17 protein-coding genes and 1 tRNA gene are annotated in these 18,198 nt (G+C 67.7%); 1 reads left to right on the top strand and 17 read right to left on the bottom strand.

The genetic code is table 11. From position 1 onward, the window contains the following. Window positions 1-65 precede the first annotated feature (65 nt). Window positions 66-1,787, bottom strand: coding sequence for an arginine--tRNA ligase (argS, locus tag Q7W51_06950; GenBank protein ID MDO8848106.1), 1,722 nt, complete (start codon window positions 1,785-1,787; stop codon window positions 66-68). 212 nt (window positions 1,788-1,999) lie between these two features. On the opposite strand from argS, the gene Q7W51_06945 reads away from it, so the two are divergent. Then, a complete protein-coding gene (locus Q7W51_06945) occupies window positions 2,000-2,233 on the top strand; it encodes a hypothetical protein (protein ID MDO8848105.1) in 234 nt (77 codons plus the stop codon). On the opposite strand, the gene Q7W51_06940 is transcribed toward Q7W51_06945, so the two are convergent. The 16 genes from Q7W51_06940 to hypB all read right to left on the bottom strand — a co-directional run bounded on the left by Q7W51_06940 (window position 2,230) and on the right by hypB (window position 18,196). After that, on the bottom strand, window positions 2,230-2,628 hold the full coding sequence (locus tag Q7W51_06940) for a hypothetical protein (GenBank protein ID MDO8848104.1): 399 nt from the start codon (window positions 2,626-2,628) through the stop codon (window positions 2,230-2,232). The genes Q7W51_06945 and Q7W51_06940 overlap by 4 nt on opposite strands. Window positions 2,629-2,642: 14 nt before the next feature. After that, on the bottom strand, window positions 2,643-3,107 hold the full coding sequence (gene rlmH, locus Q7W51_06935) for a 23S rRNA (pseudouridine(1915)-N(3))-methyltransferase RlmH (protein ID MDO8848103.1): 465 nt from the start codon (window positions 3,105-3,107) through the stop codon (window positions 2,643-2,645). 299 nt (window positions 3,108-3,406) lie between these two features. Further along, complete coding sequence (locus Q7W51_06930; protein ID MDO8848102.1) at window positions 3,407-4,861, bottom strand: DUF6056 family protein; 1,455 nt, start codon at window positions 4,859-4,861, stop codon at window positions 3,407-3,409. A gap of 254 nt (window positions 4,862-5,115) precedes the next feature. After that, entirely contained in the window at window positions 5,116-6,402 is a 1,287-nt protein-coding gene (locus tag Q7W51_06925; protein MDO8848101.1) for a hypothetical protein, read from the bottom strand. Between the two features lie 118 nt (window positions 6,403-6,520). Continuing rightward, window positions 6,521-6,596 (bottom strand) — tRNA-Thr (locus tag Q7W51_06920). Window positions 6,597-6,605: 9 nt separating this feature from the next. Continuing rightward, window positions 6,606-7,784, bottom strand: a complete 1,179-nt coding sequence (locus Q7W51_06915; GenBank protein MDO8848100.1) for a stage 0 sporulation family protein — start codon at window positions 7,782-7,784, stop codon at window positions 6,606-6,608. After that, on the bottom strand, window positions 7,772-8,896 hold the full coding sequence (locus tag Q7W51_06910; GenBank protein MDO8848099.1) for a DNA polymerase III subunit delta': 1,125 nt from the start codon (window positions 8,894-8,896) through the stop codon (window positions 7,772-7,774). Before Q7W51_06910 ends, Q7W51_06915 begins: the two co-directional genes overlap by 13 nt. 4 nt (window positions 8,897-8,900) lie before the next feature. Then, window positions 8,901-9,542: a dTMP kinase gene (tmk, locus tag Q7W51_06905; protein MDO8848098.1), complete on the bottom strand. Its 642-nt coding sequence runs from the start codon at window positions 9,540-9,542 to the stop codon at window positions 8,901-8,903. Next, entirely contained in the window at window positions 9,539-10,111 is a 573-nt protein-coding gene (locus Q7W51_06900) for a FumA C-terminus/TtdB family hydratase beta subunit (protein ID MDO8848097.1), read from the bottom strand. The genes tmk and Q7W51_06900 overlap by 4 nt, the downstream gene beginning before the upstream one ends. Continuing rightward, on the bottom strand, window positions 10,104-11,567 hold the full coding sequence (locus Q7W51_06895) for an MFS transporter (GenBank protein ID MDO8848096.1): 1,464 nt from the start codon (window positions 11,565-11,567) through the stop codon (window positions 10,104-10,106). The genes Q7W51_06900 and Q7W51_06895 overlap by 8 nt, the downstream gene beginning before the upstream one ends. 1 nt (window position 11,568) lies before the next feature. Continuing rightward, a complete protein-coding gene (locus tag Q7W51_06890) occupies window positions 11,569-12,408 on the bottom strand; it encodes a fumarate hydratase (protein MDO8848095.1) in 840 nt (279 codons plus the stop codon). 2 nt (window positions 12,409-12,410) lie between these two features. After that, on the bottom strand, window positions 12,411-13,346 hold the full coding sequence (gene mdh, locus Q7W51_06885; GenBank protein MDO8848094.1) for a malate dehydrogenase: 936 nt from the start codon (window positions 13,344-13,346) through the stop codon (window positions 12,411-12,413). Window positions 13,347-13,454: 108 nt separating this feature from the next. Continuing rightward, window positions 13,455-14,132, bottom strand: a complete 678-nt coding sequence (locus tag Q7W51_06880; GenBank protein MDO8848093.1) for a hypothetical protein — start codon at window positions 14,130-14,132, stop codon at window positions 13,455-13,457. Between the two features lie 74 nt (window positions 14,133-14,206). Next, window positions 14,207-16,699: a DNA topoisomerase I gene (locus Q7W51_06875; protein MDO8848092.1), complete on the bottom strand. Its 2,493-nt coding sequence runs from the start codon at window positions 16,697-16,699 to the stop codon at window positions 14,207-14,209. Window positions 16,700-16,976: 277 nt separating this feature from the next. Further along, window positions 16,977-17,531, bottom strand: a complete 555-nt coding sequence (locus tag Q7W51_06870) for an HD domain-containing protein (protein MDO8848091.1) — start codon at window positions 17,529-17,531, stop codon at window positions 16,977-16,979. Continuing rightward, on the bottom strand, window positions 17,528-18,196 hold the full coding sequence (hypB, locus tag Q7W51_06865; GenBank protein ID MDO8848090.1) for a hydrogenase nickel incorporation protein HypB: 669 nt from the start codon (window positions 18,194-18,196) through the stop codon (window positions 17,528-17,530). Before hypB ends, Q7W51_06870 begins: the two co-directional genes overlap by 4 nt. Window positions 18,197-18,198: the final 2 nt, after the last annotated feature.

The following is an 18,198-nucleotide window of genomic DNA, read 5'->3' as shown; positions in this document are numbered from 1 at the left end:
TTCGGGGTCTCCTGTAGGGAGTGAGGATACACGAGTGCGCCGCACGAGGCGAAACCGGGGAGCCGCTACATCCGCTGCGGGGCGCTCACGCCAAGCAGGCCGAGCGTGCGCGCCAGGACGATCCGCGATGCGTCGGCGAGTGCGAGGCGCGCGCTGCGGAGCTGCGGGTCATCCACGACCACCTGGCAGTGGGTGTAGAACTGGTGGAAAGCGCTCGCGAGGTCCTCAGCGTACGTCGTGAGCTTGTGCGGCGCGCGCTGACGCGCGGCGAGCGTGACCGTCTCGGGAAACGCCGCAAGCGTGCGCAGCAGTCCGAGTTCGGCATCGCCGGCAAGCGTGCCGGGCTCCGATCCCAGAAGCGCGAGCGCGCCGTCATCCGCCGAGATGCCGGCCGCGACCGCGTCGACATCCACGCTCTCGTCCGCGGTGTCGGCCCCGGAGGCCTTGCGCAGGATCGAACAGATGCGCGCATGCGCGTACTGCACGTAGTAGACAGGGTTGTCCGCCGAACGCTCTTTGGCGAGCGCGATGTCGAAGTCCACCGGCTGATCGGTGGAGCGGCGCAGGAAGAAGTAGCGCGCCGCATCGGCGCCCACCTCGTCGAGCAGGTCCTCGAAGGTGACCATCTCGCCGGTACGCTTGCTCATGCGCACGACCTCGCCGTTGCGGAACAGGTTCACCATCTGGCCGATGATGACCTCGAGCTTGCCGGGGTGGCCCAGCGCGGCCACAGCCGACTCCATCCGCTTCACGTAGCCGTGATGGTCGGCGCCCCAGATGTCGATAACGAGGTCGAAACCGCGGTCGTACTTGTCGGCGTGGTACGCGATGTCCGCTGCGAAGTACGTGTAGCTGCCGTCGGCCTTCTTGAGCACGCGGTCCTTGTCGTCGCCGAAGTCGGTGGAGCGGAACCAGAGCGCGCCTTCATGCTCGAAGACGTAGCCGGCCTCGCGCAGCCGCTCGATGCCTCGCTCGATCGCGCCCGCGGCGTGCAGGGTGCGCTCGGAGAACCACACGTCGAAGTCGACGCCCATGCCGGAGAGCACCCGCTTCAGATGCTCGAGCACAGCCGCGTACGCCTGCTCCTTGAAGTGCGCCTCACGCTTGCCCGCCGGAGCGTCGGCCCACGTTTCGCCTTCCGCCTCCAGTATCTCGCGCGCGATGTCGGTGATGTACGCGCCGCGATAGCCGTCCTCGGGAAACGCCCCCTCGCGCCCGGTGAGCTCCAGGTAGCGCGCCGAGACGCTCGCAGCGAAGATGCCCATCTGGACGCCGGCATCGTTGATGTAGAACTCACGCTGGACCGCATCACCCGCGTGCTCGAGAATCCGGGCGATCGAGTCGCCGAGAGCGGCCCACCGGCCATGGCCGACATGCATCGGCCCCACCGGGTTTGCCGACACGAACTCCACCTGCACGCGCGCACCGGTGCGCGGCGCAGCACCGTAGCGATCGCCCTGGTCGCGGATGCTCGCGACCACGCTCGCCATCACGCCCTGCGTGAGCCGGATATTGATGAAGCCCGGTCCGGCGATCTCGATGGTGTCGGCCACACCCACGAGGCGCTCGCGCAGGTCGGTGGCGATGATCTCGGCGATCTGCCGCGGCGGCAGTCCTGCCGCCTTGGCCGATACGAGCGCGACGTTGGTGGCCCAGTCGCCGTGCGACGGGTCGCGCGGCCGCTCCACGAGAACCTGCGGCGGCTCGGCCAGGGGTAGCCGGCCTTCGGCGATCGCGGCCACGAGTGCTGCAGTTATGGCTGCGTTCAGGGTGTCGCGCACGAGCAGGTGCTCCTCACGGTCGTCGGCATCGGCGATTCAGCATACCGCCCGCCCCCTGAGGGGGCAACGCGGCGTCCACCTGTCGCTCGATTCCGCGCGCTCGTCGGCCTGGGGTTCTGGAGTTTCTTAAGCAACCTGAGGATGGCACGCAATCTGCACGTGAATCCCCGTGACGATGCGGGAATGAGTTAGAGAGAGTGCATCGCAAGGAGGGCACGATGGGCCTGCTCGACAGCAACGGCGTCCAGACAGAGGGCCACAAGGTCACTCACATCCGGGTCGACCGCATCGGGGCCGCCACTGAGGGCGGACTGTGGTGGGTCGCGCTTGCCTTCGAGGACGGTTCAACCAAGCCACAGGGCATGTACGCCAACTACGACGATGCCGCCGCGCTCGGAGCCGACCTTGCGAAGCAGTGGGGCGTTGAGATGCAGGTCACGAAACTCGTCTAGCCTGCAAGCGCGCGATAGCGGCGCATCCGCTCCCTCGTCACCGCTTCAGTTCTCCGCCGCACGCCGACAGGCGACGTCTCCCATGCATCCGGATTCGCGCGCTTGAACGCCAGCGCGCTCAGATGTCTCGTCCCGATCCGGCCGTGGGCCACGCCGTCTTGCGCGCAGTGCAGCGCATACCCGAGCAGCATGAGGTCGCCCCAGCGCGCGGCGCGCTTCAGGTATCGTGCAGACCAGACCCACACCGTGGGAGCGAAGTGCCGGGTGATGTTCTCGAACGAAGCTCGCGCCGGATAGCGCGTGTCGAATCCGACGTCGGCACGCGCGATGAGCTCGGCCTCCCGCTCGGAGAAGCCCTCCTCGATCGCCCACTGCCGCGTGAGCGTAAGATGCACCTTCGGCCCCATGGCTACCTATGGTACGGCTCACCGCGGATGATGCGAAAGGCACGATACAACTGCTCGAGCAGTACCACGCGTGCAAGCTGGTGCGGCAGCGTGAGCGGTCCGAGGGAAATGCGCTCGTCGGCGCGCGCAAGCACGTCCGGATGCAGACCCGCTGCACCGCCCACCACGAACGCCACATGGCTCCTGCCCGACGTACCGAGCGCTTCGAGCCACGCGGCAAGCTCCTCGGACGAGCGCATCCTGCCGCCGATCTCGAGCGCTACCACCGTCGCGCCCTCGGAGATCGCCTTCAGCACGCCTGCCGCCTCCGACTCGAGCGCGCGCGCCTCGTCGGCCGTCACGTCGCGGTCGGGGACCTCGATCATCGAGACGCGTGCGTACGGGCCGAGACGTTTGAGGTACTCATCGGCCGCGTCACGCCAGTGACGCTCCTTGAGACGGCCGACGCAGATGAGGTCGAGTCTCATGACTCCCCCGTCAGAAGCCGACGCCGAGGAAGCTCAACACCGGCGACGCGAACACGCCGAGCGCCAGGGCCGCGTGCGCTCATCGGGCCCTCGATCGCGCAGCACGCGATGTCGAACGCCAGGTACCGGTGAAGACAGTGGGTGCCACGAAGAACATGCCGAATGCCGGTGACCGCACCTCTTCAGCCCGCCCCCTCCTCAGTCGTCTCGCTCGCGTGCGCGAACAACCAGCCTTCCGATACCGTGGCGCCCTCATGACGCTCAGTGCACAGCTCCGGTCCGGACTGTCGCAGCCGCGGCTACTGACTACCCTGCTCCGGCTGCGCGCCTCCCGAAACGACTACACTGTCCACTTCGTACCAGCTGGCCAGGATCCCGTTGATCCAGAACGCCTTGTCTGCGGTACCGTCGCCCCACATCACACCGCGCCGGGGCACATCGTCGGTAAGCGGGGCAACAACGATGTCCCGCAGCCCCTCCTGCTTCTGCCGAGCCACATCCTCGGCCCGCTCTTGCTGCCCCAGCCTCAGGCTACGGGCCTGCCAGCCGCTCAGCGCCACGTCTCCGACGGTCACCAGGAGCAGCAGGCAGAGCGCAGCCGAGGCGGCCAGTGCCGGGAGTCGTTCGAGCACTGAAGTCGTGCGAGAGCCTGTCTGGAGCGATACGGCGCCAACGGCCAGGAACACCGCGAGGAACATCACCGTGCGCTCGGCCGCGAAGTACGGTCGCACGAAGAGCGTGGAGACGGTGGCCAGGCCGAGGAGCACCCAGACCCACCAGTCCGAACGCAGCGATACGGGCGTGCGCCCTACTTCCTTCGTGTTGCGTAGAACGCCCGTGACCGGGATCGCGAGCAGAAGGAGGCAGAGGAGCCACGGGGTCATCGGCGGCATCCAGTCCACCAGGATGTGGACAACGTACTTCGCGGCCGCGATCGCCGTCTGGAGCAGCCCTTCGGAGGGTGTGACGTCCAGGCGAGCGCTGTTCCCGGGTGCGGCGAGGCTGATCGCTCCCGCTGCCACGAGGCCCAGTGCGCCTGAATAGAAGTGAGCGGGAATCCGCCGCAGCTTGCCCGAACGCGCCGCCCGCAGCGCCAGGACGAACAGATAGAGCATCCCGGCCACCAGCACCTGCTCCTGGGAACCCCCCACGAACACACCTAGTAGGAGCATCCCTAACGCCAGGGCGACCTCGCGCATGGCGGAAGCTTTCGCGGGCAGAGCCTCGGGGTCCCAGCGCCGATACGGATACAGGAACAGGAGCACAGCTAGAGCAGGCCACAGGTAGACCAACGAACCGGCCGTCCAGAAGATGGTCTCCTCGAGGGCGGGCAGTCCGTACCAGTACGCGAGTAGTAGCAGGCAGAGCACGTACAGATCGGAGCGGCGGGCGCGGGGGTATCTCCCCCTTGCCAGCGCGAACGTCTGTACGACCAGGGCCAGTAGGCCCAGCCATATGCCGATCCCGTAGACCGGGCGGACTTGCATCGCCATCCAAGAGAACGCCGAACTTGCGAAGCGTCCGGTCCATGTCTGGTAGCCGTACGACACGGTCTCCCACAGACCCGGGTGCTCCTTCAGGAACAAGGCGCCGCTGAAGTCGTCCGAGACCCAGGGCTCGTTGACCGCGAGGAAGGCAAGTACGGCGCACAAGAGCACCGACAGTGAGAGCGCAAGCCGATCGAACACGCGCGTCGCGCGATCGGGGGGATCATCGGTCCTTTCGGAGCCCCCTGCGGATGCAGGCCACCCCATGCGACTCTCCTCTTGTCAGTGCGGACAGCGCCCACGCAGCGCGAGGTTCAGTCTAGCATGCGAGATCGAGTTGACTCCGCCCCGCAGAACGCAAGCGACCCCGGGGTGGACCCGGGGTCGCAGATGATTCGTGGAGCCGACGCCGGGGACGCCCGGCAGGGCGGCGCTCAGCTCCCGACCGGAGGCGCGGTTGCGACAATGTAACACGGTTACCTGGTTCCGCAAGGTGTACCCAGGGGGTATCCGCTCTGCCGCTACTGCGCGACCCAGAAGGCCGGGCCTTCGTAGATGTACGTGGACGACCAACGGGCCTTCACCATCTCGGCCTCTTCTGCCGAAGCGGTGTAGAAGTGGCTGCTGTTCTTCCGGTTGACGAAGCGGTAGACCGCGACCGAGTCGGAGACCTGCGTTGCGGACACCCGGTACGCGGGGCCCTCGTACCGGAAGATGTTCGGCCAGCGGGCTATCACCAGGTTGGCCTCATCGACGCTCGCCGTGTAGAAGTGACTCCCGCCGCGCAGGTAGAGGAACCGGTAGAGCAGCTGGGCGTTGCGGTCGGGATCGGTGAAGTACGCGACGCCCTCGTAGGTGTAGGTGTCGGGCCACCGGATGATGACCGAATCCCGCTCTTCAGCGGACACGGTGTAGAAGTGCGTCCCGTTGCTCCGGTTGAAGAACCGGTAGACGGGATCGAGCCGCTTCGGCACTGCCTGGCAGTACGACAGGACACTCGCGGGCGTATCGGCGAGGTTGAAGCCGTAGGCCTCGATCGCGACCGTCTGCCCTGGCGCGATGATCGCGGCTTTCGTGCCGATCATCGTACTGAACGCGTCGCCGGCCGCATTGAGCTCGATGCCGCCGAGTATGGGGTGCTGGAGCGTGATGGCCGAGTCGTTGCGGTAGGTGAACGTCCACAGCCGGACGCCGTCGGCATCGGTCACATACGATTCGCTCACCCACGTGAGGTCGACCGCGGCCGGGTACGAGGTCGGCTGTATGGCCAGGGTCTCTACGCCGACGATCATGGAGTTGCCCGCATGGTCGGGCAGGTGGTAGAGCGCCTTGAACGTTGCGCTCTCTCCCGGCCTGAGGTTGTAGACCGCCGCCACGCCCACCTCGTCGACAAGCGTCACGCCGGTGTCCGTCTGCACCACGAAGCGGATGAAGACCAGTCCGGCCGTGGTGGCCGTGTTGTTGTCGACCCAACCGTCGATGTTCAGGTAGTCGCCGACCCAGTACCAACCTCCGGTGAAGGGCAGTGCGACGTCCGACGCACCGATGGTCGAGGCGGCGCCCACTCCCCCGAAATCGGGAGCATCGTCTTCGAGCGGCAGCTGAGGCAGCGAACGCGTGCTGAGATCGAGGGGCACGGAGCTACCCGGGAACTCGGGCAGGCTCGCGGGACTGACGGCGGTCACGAGGCCGAGCGCGGGTGATGCTACGGCCCACAGCAATGAGACCGCCACCATGAACGAACACGCCCGTGCGAGTACCGGCGGTGCACTCGTACGAGCATCCCGGCGCACATGCAGACCCGTCATGAACTCCCCCAAACGGCCCGAATCCCGACACACAAGCCTCGCCGAAACCATAGCATGACCTCCGCACGGGGCGACACAACGAAGCAGCCCCCGTGAAGGGGGCTGCTGATTCATGCTATGGAGCCGACGAGCGGATTCGAACCGCTGACCTGCGCATTACGAGTGCGCTGCTCTACCAGCTGAGCTACGTCGGCCTATCTGTGCTACTCGCTTGCCGTGCTGCCGCCCTCTGGGCGGGGCCTGCGCCGCCTGCGCCGCCTCGTGCTGCTCGCGGGCGCCTGCGCCTCGGTCGTACCTGCCGCCTGCTGCGGCTTGGGGCCGCGGTCCTTCGGCTGTCGCTGCTTGGGCTGCTGCGACCCGCTCTTCGGCGCTTCGGCACGCGGCTTCTGCGCCCCGCCGCCGTCGGACTTCGGTCCGTTACCCGACCGTTTCCGGCGCGAACCCTCCGGCCGCTTGCCGGCTGGTGCCTCCGCCGGACGTTCGGCCTCCCGAAGCGTCGGCGTGGTCCCGTGTGCGAGACCCACGCCTGTGGGCTGCTGCGGAATCGCATCAGCGCACAGAGTACACGGACCGCTTCTGCCGGCGCTGCAATCGAGCGCTTCGAGCGGGACCGTGATCTCCGGGCCGCCCTGCTGCCGGATCGTGAGCGTCTCCCTCGGGATGTTCATCGAGGAGATCCTGCCCGCCGAACCGTCCGGGAAATCGACCGTTGCGCCGCACTTTGGAGCACGCTGCTTGAAGTCCTTGTACGCGTCGTACTCGTACCGCAAACAGCACATGAGTCTGCCACAGAGGCCGCTTATCTTCAAGGGATTCAGCGGCAGGTCCTGCTCCTTGGCCATGCGGATGGAGACCGGCTGGAACTCCCCGCCGAAACGCACGCAGCACAGCTGCTGACCGCAGTGGCCGAGGCCGCCGATCATGCGCGCCTCATCACGAACGCCGACCTGGCGCATGTCGATGCGGTTGTGCAGTTCGGCAGCAAGTTCGCGCACGAGCTCGCGGAAGTCCACGCGCTCCTCGGCGGCGAAGTAGAACACGATCTTCGAGTCGTCGAAGAGGTGCTCGGCGCCGATCGGCTTCATCTCGAGGCTATGCTTGGTTACGAGCGCCCGGAAGCGCTCCATCTCCTCGCGCTCGCGGTCGCGCAGCGCCTCGGCGCGTGCGAGGTCGTTCTCGTCGGCGATGCGGACCACTGGCTTGAGCTCGGCGGGAATCTCCGCCGGGTCCACGTCGCGCGGCGCCATGACGACCTCGCCGAACTCCTGGCCACGCTCGGTTGTGACGATCACGTGCTGGCCCTCTTCGGGCGTTGAGCCGGCCGGGTCGAACCAGAGCACCTTGCCGGCGAAACGAAGCTTCACTCCCACTACCGTGGGCATCGGAGTACCTCCTGTATGTCGAACAGCATGGCCTCGACGACCAGCTGGGGAGACACATTATAGGCTATGCGCCCGCGAGCCGTCCGCACGCAATCCAAAGCGCGTATCGCGGCCGGCACACTGATGGCTGCAGCCACTTCAGCGGTGGCGTCGGCCGTATCCACGTTGTTCACGAACTCGGGCATGCCCTTCGCGATCACCAGGCAGTCCCGCAGCCAACTCTCGGTCACGCTCAGGATCTCACCGATCCCATCGCGCTCGGCGGCGGTGAGCTCACGCTTGTGGCGTTGATCCATGCGCTTGCTGAGGCCCTTCGAGAGATAATCCCTCGCTGCCTCGGCCTCCTCGGCCTGCACGCCCTTGGTCTCTTCGAGCGGCGCACGCACCGCAGTGAGCAGTTCCCGTGCCGCTTTGAGCACGTCATGGCCGTCCATGACCGTCAGGCGCTTCAGGATCCCCATGATCGTGGCCCGTGCGTTGCGTCGTCCCGCCGAGCGCAGGAAGTCGATGGCGCGCGGAATCACCTGGCCGGCTGCGGCGAGCGCGGCCCGCGCCTCGTCCTCGCTCGCGCCGGTGCGCTCCATCACGAGCGCGCGCGCCGTGGACTCGGGCACCGGCGAGAAGCGCACGACCTGGCATCGGGAGGCGATGGTGGGCAGCACGTCATCGTAGTCATCGGCGAGCAGGACGATCACCACGTCGAGCGGCGGCTCTTCGAGCGTCTTGAGGAACGCGTTGGCCGCAGCGTCGTTGAAACGTCCGTCCTGGAAGATGTACACCTTGTGTGACGCCTCGATCGGCTTGAGCGAAACGTCGTGGACGACATCCCGGACCTGATCGATCAGGTACTCCGAGGCCGCGCCCTCCGGCGCGAGCACGTGGACGTCGGGATGAGACGATGCACGAACCCGGCGGCACGCGTGACACGAGCCGCACCCGTTGTCGTCGCAGTACAGCGCGCAGGCGAGCGCGCGGGCGGCCGTCTTCTTGCCGGTGCCGGTGGGGCCGACGAACAGATAGGCGTGAGAGACGCTCCCCGACTCCGCCGCACGGCGCAGGAAGCCCGCGGCCCGGCGCTGGCCAACGAGGTCGTCCCACACGCAGTCAGTCACGAGGTCACGCCCGATCGAGGCGCCCGAGCAGCGGCTCCACCTGCGCCCAAACCTCGGCGGCGACCTCGTCGACGGACGCTCGGCCGATGAGCCTGATGCGCCCGGGTTCGTCTTTCGCTAGCTCGAGATATCCCGCACGCACGCGCTCGTGGAAGTCGGCGCCCGCCTGCTCGAGACGATCGGCCCCGGCGACGGTCGCCTGCGCGAGACCCGAGGCGGCGTCCACGTCGAGCAGGAGCGTGAGATCCGGCACGAGGCCGCCGGTGGCGATGCGGTTGAGTTCGCGGACCTCCTCGACCGGCAGCACGGCACGTCCGTAGCCCTGGTAGGCGACGCTCGAGTCGGCGTAGCGATCGCAGAGCACGATCGCGCCCTCGGCCAGCGCCGGCCGGTAGTGCTCGGCAACCTGCTGCGCGCGGCTCGCCACGTAAAGCAGCAGCTCGGCACGCGGATCGAGTTCCGCGTGCGCGGGATCGAGCACGATGTCACGGATACGCTCGCCGGCGTCGCCAGCAGCCACGCCGCCGGGCTCGCGGAAGGTCCGAACGTCGAACCCGAGGCCGCGCAGGCGCTCGGCCAGCCGCACTATCTGCGTCGACTTGCCCGAGCCATCGCCGCCCTCGAAGGTGATGAGAAGCCCGCTCATCGCTCGCCCTCCTCGCCGTGCGCGAGACCACTGCGCGCCTCGGCGTAGAGGTCGTTCCCTTCGGCATCGATGGCGACCCACGCGGGGAACTCGCTGAGTTCCAGGCGCACGAGCGCCTCCGTGCCGAGGTCGGCGTACGCGACCGGCGTTGCGGAGACCACCTTCGTGGCGAGCAGAGCCGCGGCACCCCCGACCGCAGCCAGGTAGACCGCCCCGTGCCGGGCGCACGCGGCGCGCACGGCGTCGGAACGCGCGCCCTTGCCGATGGTTGCCGTGATACCTGCTGCGAGCAGCGTCGGCGTCCACGCGTCCATCCGCTTCGCAGTCGTGGGACCCACCGAGCCCACCGGACGGCCTGCGGCTGCGGGTGTGGGACCCGCGTAGAAGAGCACAGCACCGGCGAGTCCGTACGGCAGCGCGCCGTCGCGCTCGAGCTCGGCCACGAGTCGTGCATGGGTGGCGTCGCGCGCGGTGAAGACCGGTCCCGAGAGCAGCACGGCCGTCCCTGCGCGCAGACCTCGCAGACGCCCGAGGTCGTCCGGAACGGTGATGCGGACCGGTTCACTCATCGGCCGTCACCACCGCGCCACCGTTCACGTGGTCCGCCTGACGCCAGTCGAGCGTGCGGTACGCGTAGTACGCTGCGCCGAGCACGATGAGCGACGCGATCAGCAGCGTCACGCGCGGGCCGGTGAACCACGAGGGGTCGGTCATTCCTTCGGACAGCTTTCGGATGAGCGTCGCCAGGAGGTCGGCGAGCGGGGCGACGACCACCATCGAGAGCAGCAGCGACACGCGGATGACCGACTCCATGGCGGTGAACACCCGTCCGCGGATGTCGTCGGAGACGGTTTGGGCAACGTATGTGTTGCCCGCCACCGTGAGACAGGCGATGCAGAAGCCGGCAGTGAAGCCGAAGATGATCGACACCCAGTAGACGCCTACGCTGGCGAAGACGAGCATGCTCACCCCGAACACGGTCACCGCGCCGAGGAAGAGCGCCTGCAGCGGGATCCTGCTCGCCAGCCTCGGCACGATGATCGCCCCCGTCACCATGCCGAGCGCAAGAAGCACGAGCACGAAGGTCTGCGGCGCCGCGATCAGCCGCTGGATCGCCTCGAACTGCTCGAGGATCGGGATGCCTTCGGCGAGTATGCCCTGCACGTACGTGAGGCCGACGGTGATGATCGCGCCGCCGCCCAGTATGGCCATGCCGATGGTCACGAGCAGCCCGCGGAGCTCCTTGTGCCCTCCGAGGAACCGGAAGGACTCGAGCGCGTCCTTGCCGATCAGCGACAGCTGGAACCCGCCGCCATCGCGGTCCGGACGGACGCGCACCCGGATCGACCACAGCAGGGTCGCCGAGACGATGAATGTCAGGCTGTTGAGCACGACGCCGGCTCGCGAACCCAGAAGCGCCGGCGCGAACGGCCCGACGAGCACGTCTACGAACGGCAGGCCGCTCGCGAGGACCCAGCGCACGATCGCCTCGAAGCCCGCGAGGATCGCGCCCGACATCGTGAGACCGATGAGCATGCTCGCCTGCTGCGTGGTGTACGCAAGCCCGTTGGCGACGGCCACCTCCTCTTCGGCGACCAGGCGCGGGATGAGCGCGCTGCGGGCCGGCGAGAAGAACAGCGAGGCGATCTCCATCAGCAGCACGGTCATGTAGATCACTGCGAGGCTGTTGGTGAAGAGCAGGAAGAGCGTGAGCAGGGCACGCACGAGGTCGCAGGCGATCATCAGGCGGCGCCGGTCGAAGCGGTCCACGAACACGCCGATCACCGAGGAGAACAGCAGCGACGGCACCATCTTGGCGATCATGATGCCGGCAACCGCGAACGACGAACCGTCGGTCAGCGTGGTCACCAGCGGGATGAGGAGACCGATGACCAGCCAGTCGCCCAGCCCGCTCACGAACTGCGACATCCACAGCGCGCGGAATCGCTTGTTGCGCAGGACCGCCGAGTACGGCCTGCTCTTCGGCTCTGGCGTCTCCGCGATGACCGTCGGGGTGTCAGCCATCCTAGGAGACCTCCACTGTAGCCGAGCGCATCGCCGAACAGCCGATGTTCACGGCGACCGGGAGCGCGGCTATATGGCAGGGCGCGGTCAGTACGCGCACGCCGAGAGCCGTCGTGGCACCGCCCAGGCCCGCGGGCCCGATGCCAAGCACGTTGATGTCGGCAAGGAGCCGTGCCTCCAGGGCCGCAGACGCCTCGGTGGAGGCCGGCGTGCCGAGCGGACGCAGCAGCGCCCTCTTGGCAAGCTTGCCCACGGTATCGAAAGTCCCGCCCACGCCCACGCCCACCACCAGCGGTGGACAGGCACCCGTCGCCTTCGCCGAGACGGTATCGAGCACGAAGCGCGCGACCCCCTCCTCGCCTGCTGCTGGGTCGAGCATGGCGAGCGCGCTCGCGTTGTCCGAGCCTCCGCCCTTGAGCATGACGTGCACGGTCGCGCCGGTTCCCGGCCGAAGCGTGATATCGAGGAACGCGGGTGTGTTGTCGGCGGTGTTCGTGCGATCTCCCAAGGCGTCTCGCACGACGCTCATGCGCAGCGCGTTGTCGCGGTAGGCGCGTGCCACGGCGTCGTCCACCGCGGCAGCCAGGTCACCATCGAGGCACTCGGCCACGCCGAGTTCCACCCACACCCAGACGGTGCCGGTGTCCTGGCACAGCGGCACCCGGTCGGCCCGTGCGATCGTAGCGTTCTCGATCAGCTGTGAGAGGACCTCGCGCCCCCGCTCCGACGGCTCGTCGGCCGCCGCCCGCTCCATCGCCGCGGCCACGTCAGGCCGGAGCGTGGTGGCAGCCTCGGCGATCGCGCCGTACACGGCCTGGGCGATGAGGGCGACGGATGCCAACGTCACGCTCCGAGGTCTATGGTCGCGAGCGTTTCGGCCACGCCGACCGCGGACGTGCGCAGGGCAGCGAGCTCGGCCTCGTCGAGGTCCCATACGGGCACGGAGAGCACGCCCGCGCGACCGAGTGATGCGGGGACGTTGAGGTGCAGGCCCGAGAGACCGTACTGGCCCTCGAGCAGAACGCACGAGGGCATGACCGCACCCGTGTCGCCGAGCACGGCTGCGACCATCGCGGTCACCGATGCTGCCGGCGCGTAGAATGCGCTTCCGGACTTCAGGAGGGCGACGACTTCGGCGCCACCAAAGACCGTGCGGCGCACGATCTCGGCTACCTCCCCGGCGGGCAGGAGTTCCGAAAGCGGCGTGCCGCCCACCGTGGAGAAGCGCGGCAGTGGCACCATCGTGTCTCCGTGGGCACCGATCACGACCGCCTCGATGTCGGCGACCGAGGCACCGGTCGCCTCCGCGATGAAGTACGCGAAGCGCGCCGAGTCGAGAACGCCGCCCATGCCGAGCACGCGGGCGGCCGGGAAGCCCGACACGCGCCACGCCAGGTGCGCCATGACGTCGAGTGGGTTGGTGACGAGGATGATCACCGCATCGGGAGACGAGACGCGCACCTCGGCGATGACCGAGCGCACGATCGCGCCGTTGGCGGCGAGCAGGTCCTCGCGGGTCATGCCGGGCTTGCGCGGCAGACCGGCAGTCACCACGACCACGTCCGAACCGGCGGTCGGGGCGTAGTCGTTCGTCCCCGTCACAGTAGAGGCGAAACGCTCGACCGAACGCGCGTGCATCATGTCCAGCGACTTGCCCTGGGGGATGCCCTCGGCCACATCAACGAGCGCGACGTCCGCGAGACCCTTGAGCGCGAGAAGCAGTGCCGTTGTGGCGCCGACCTGTCCAGCACCGACGACCGTTACCTTGGGCAGTGACATACGAGCGTGACCCCCTCTGTGCGTGGAGCGCTTGCGGTGGCGGCCGCGCGCTCGCAGCGTGCCTCCAGGTACGGGGAGGATTCTACCACCACCCGCGCGCGCCCCGCGCTAGTCGAGGTCGGCGGGATAGCTCACTTCGAGCTTGTGGCCGCGGTGAGCGCCGAGGCGCTGCAGGAGCACGGGCGGGATGTCCGGGAACGCCGCCGGAGCCTCGGGTGGCCCGAGCGGCACCGCGATGTCAGCGAGCAGCAGATCGTCTCCCGGCCCGGCCTCGGCAAGCACTTCGCCGAGGTGCACGATCGCCGAACCGCCGTGACCCGGCTCGCCGAGCTCGGCGCCGTCGGCCTCGACCACGATCACGACTGACGCGAGCGAGGTGCTCAGAGCAACCGCGAGCTCGAGCACCGCCTGCGCCTGCAAGTCGGATTCGGCACCCGGCGCGAGTACAACGATCCCGGGCCGTCTCGTGGCACAGCCCCGAAGCAACTCGGGGTCGATCGCGTCGTCGCCCACGAGCACGCAGACCGCACCGAGCGTCTCGGTCGCCTCCGGCAGCTCCCCGGCCCCGCTGTCGCGGTGCGCCACCACCACGATCGTGTCCGGGGCGTCATCGCTGGTGCGACGGAAGAGATCGTCTCCGAGCGGACCGTCGTGTACTGCGGTCACGTTGGGGAGAAAGACCGCCTCGGCGCCCCCGGAGGCGGCGCGTGCGGATGCGATCACGAGCGCCTCGAGGTCCTGGGCGGGTGCCGGTCGCAGGGCATGCTGCACGACGGCGATCTTCACGTACGGCTCCGGGGGTTGGGAACGTTGCATTCAGTTGATGCCCCTACCCGGCGCTCCGCTCACGACGAGTCGGACTACTTCACCCCGCGCGGCTTCTTCGCGGCGCCCGTGGCACCCGAGCCGCCGGGTTTCTTCCTCGCAGCGGACTTTCGGGCACCACCGGCCTTCTTCGCCGCAGCCGGCTTTGCAGCCTTGAGCGGACATGCGGGGTCGATGCAGATCTTCCACGGGCCCTTCTTCGTGTGGACGATCACCTTCGGGGTGCCACACTCGCAGGTCTCCTCGGTCGGCTCAAGATCGCCCTGTTGCGGCAGCGGATACGAGGTCTTGCAGTTCTCGTAGTTGGTGCAGCGCACGTAGCGGCTGCCCACCGGCGAGTAGTGCACCACGAGATCGCCGCCGTCACCCGTGGGACAGGCGCCCTTCGCGATCGTGATCTCCGGGCCGCGCTTGGTGGGGCACTCGGTGCTCAGACACATGAGACGCGGCCGCTTCTTGAACTGGATGATCTTGACTTGCGGCGTCCCGCACACGGGGCACAGTTCATCGGCCGACTGGTACTTTGCGTTCTTCGGCAGCGGATAGGTAACCGTGCACTCCGGGTAGCCGGAGCAGCCTACGAAGTAGTTGCGGTTCTTGGGAGAGTACTTGATCAGCAGGTCGTGACCGGAGACCGGGCACTTCCCCACCTTGGCGTCCTCGTCGATGGCGTCCTTGAGCTTGTCGGCCACCTCGCTCACGCGAGGCAGGAGCTCCTCGAGCACGGTCGCAAGCGCGTTCTTCGAGTGCGTCACCACGACGGGGAGCGTCGAACGACCGCCTGCGATGGCGTCCATCTCGCGGTCGAGCGAAACGGTCATCTCGGGCGTGGTGATCTCGCTCGCATACGCGGAGAGCGCCTCGATGACGGTCTTGCCCTTGAAGGTCGGCTCGACCGGATCGTTGCTGATGTACTTGCGATCGTAGAGCGTCTGGATGATGTCGTGCCGCGTGGCCTTGGTGCCGAGGCCAAGCTTCTCCATCTCCTGGATCAGGCGTCCCTGCGAGTAGCGGGCCGGCGGCTGCGTCTGCTTACCTTCCATCTCCGCGCCGAGGAAGCGCACGCTCTCACCCTCGGCCAGCTGCGGCAGGTGCTCGTCTTTGCGCAGGCCGTACGGGTAGATGGCGCGGAACCCCGGCGAGAGCACGACGTCACCCTTGGCGACGAAGGGCTCGCCGGCCACGTCGAGATCGACGCGCGTGCCCTCGATCACAGCAGGGTCCGACAGCGTGGCCATGAACCGGCGCGCGACGAGGTTGTAGAGCTTCCACGCCTGCGGGTCGAGCTTGTCGGGGTCCGCGGCTCCCGTGGGATGGATCGGCGGATGGTCCGTCGCTTCCTTCTCACCACGTGTCGGATGGAAAGGCGACTGCAGGAGCTTGTGCGCATGCTCCCAGTAGAACGGCACCTCGGCGAGCGTCCGCACGATGCCCTTGATGTCGAGGCTTGGCGGATAGACGGTGTTGTCCACACGTGGATACGAGATGAGACCGCTCATGTACAGCGACTCGGCGATCCGCATCGTCTGAGAGGGCGAAAGCCCCTCGGAGGCGGCTGCGGCCATCAGGGCGGTGGTGTTGAACGGCGCAGGCGGCTTGGACTGCCGCTTCGTGCGCTTGACTGCCGTGATGGTGGCCTCTGTGGCAGCCGAGACGGCCTCGAGTGCGGCGCGCGCGGCGTCTTCGGTGGTGAAGCGCTCGGTGGCGTGCCCGGCGCCGAACTCGTCGCCGTTCTTGCCGAAGGTGCCCCGGACCACCCAGTAGTCCTCGGGAACGAACGCGTCCCGCTCCTTCTCGCGGTCCACGATGAGCTTCAGGGTGGGCGTCTGGACCCGGCCGGACGAGAGCACATCGCCGAAGGGCTTGCGGGTCACCTTCTGTAGCGTGAGCGTGAGGTAACGCGTGAGGACCGCACCCCAGATGAGGTCGATCTCCTGCCGCGTCTCGCCGGCTTGCGCGAGCTCCTCGGACAGCACGTCCTCGTTGGCGAAGGCGCGCTCGATCTCGTCTTTCGTGATCGCCGAGAAGCGCACGCGACTGACAGGGACGGTCTTGTTGACGGAGCGGACGACGTCGCGCGCGTCGGCGCCGATGAGCTCGCCCTCGCGATCGAAGTCGGTTGCGATGATGACCTTGTCGGCCTTCTTGGCGAGGTTCTTGATCGACTGGATGATGCCCTTCTCTTTGGGCACCTTCTCCACGTCGACGCGCGCGAGCACCGGCAGCGTCTCCAGACGCCAGCGCTTCAGGTCGAGTTCCGGTTCGGCGTCGAGCAGCGTATCGGCGCCGTAGGCGAGTATGCGCGGATCGGCCTGCGCCAGTGCGCGGACCGCGGAAGCATCGAGTGTCGGAGCGAAGTCCACTTCCATGATGTGGCCCTTGAGGCCGATCGACGCCCAGTCCTCCCCGTCCCGGCGGAAGTAGTAGACGGGTGTCGTGTAGACCTTGTCCGCCTTCGGCTTGCCCACCGCCAGAATCTCGGCGATGCGACGGGCGGCGATGTTCTTCTCTGAGATGATGAGGCGCATGGGGCCGGTCTCCGACCGTCGCGGGGCAATTCCTGCCGAGTATATACGCCGCGTCAAGCCCCGGGTTAATCGCGGGTCACCCGGAACTGAATCTCGGGGGGCACGGCAGACGTAGGGGGATCCGGCTTAACAGAGGCCCCCGCCGGTGAGGGGGTCCGCCGCGAGTTCCGCAGAACGGGAGGAGCGTGCGAGGGGCGCCAGTGGCGCGCCGAGCGCGCTCGGGGACCCGTTCGAGGACTGTCTGAGCGCCGGATCCCCCCACACCCGCGGGGGCCTCCTACAGCCCGATCTCGTCCGCTCTCGCCTGCATCGCCGAGAGCGCGAGCTCGAGGAACTCCTCGCGTGTGAGGTCGAGCTCCTCGCAGGCGGCCATCTGTTCGCGGCTGGCGCCGCGCGCGAAGGCCTTCTCCTTCCAGCGCTTCAGCAAAGATCGCAGCTCGACGTTCGCGAGCGACTTGTCGGGGCGCACGAGGGCGGCGGCTACGATGAAGCCGGTCGTCGGGTCGGCGGCGTACAGCGCACGATCCATCAGCGACTCACGCGGCACCTTGTTCGCGTGCGCGAGGATCGCGTGCAGCTGCTCGGCATCGAGCTCGTCGGCCAGCAGCTCGGCAGTGACCACGCCGTGCCGATCGAAGTCCTCGGCCGTCTCGGCATAGTCCAGGTCGTGCAACAGGCCGGCGAGCGCCCAACGCTCCACGTCGGGCTCGGCAAGGCCGAAGTGACGCGCGAGCGCCTGCATGATCACCTCGGTGGCGACGCAGTGGTTCACGAGATTGGCATTCGGGATGCGCTCGCGCGTGAGCGCAAGCGCGGCCTCGCGCTCCATCATGCCGATGCCTCCATCTTCGCCGCCTCGATGCGCGCCGCAAGCCACTCGGCCCATGCGTCGACGCCATCGCCCTTGGTGGCCGAGATCGCGAAGATCGGCGCAACCCCGTTGAGGCTCTCCACTACGCTTCGGAACTCGGCTTCGTCGAAGTCGAAGACCGGCATCGTGTCGCACTTGTTCAAGATCACGGCTTCGGAGACCTGGAAGATGTTCGGGTACTTGTACGGCTTGTCGTGGCCCTCGGGCACCGACAGGATCATGACCTTGGCGCTCTCACCGAGATCGAAATCCGACGGACACACCAGATTGCCCACGTTCTCGATGATGATGAGGTCGAGCGAGTCCAAGTCGAGCGTGTCGACCGCGCGGCGGATCATCGCCGACTCAAGGTGGCACGCACCGCCCGTGTTGATCTGTACCGCGGGGATTCCGTGGGCGCGCACCTTCTCGGCGTCCACCTTGCTCGCGATATCACCCTCGATGACGGCGATCTCATAGCGGTCCCTGAGCGCGGCGATGGTGGCGAGGATCGTGGATGTCTTGCCCGCGCCCGGCGATGCCATGAGGTCGAGCACGAAGACGCCGTGGTCGGCGAAACGAGCGCGGTTGCCCGCCGCAAGCTCGTCGTTCGCGGCGAGGATCCTCTGTTCGATGTCGACCTTCACTC

The sequence above is a fragment of the Coriobacteriia bacterium genome (genome assembly GCA_030652115.1).
GTDB lineage: Bacteria > Actinomycetota > Coriobacteriia > Anaerosomatales > Anaerosomataceae > UBA6100.
This window is presented reverse-complemented; position numbering and strand designations above follow the sequence as displayed.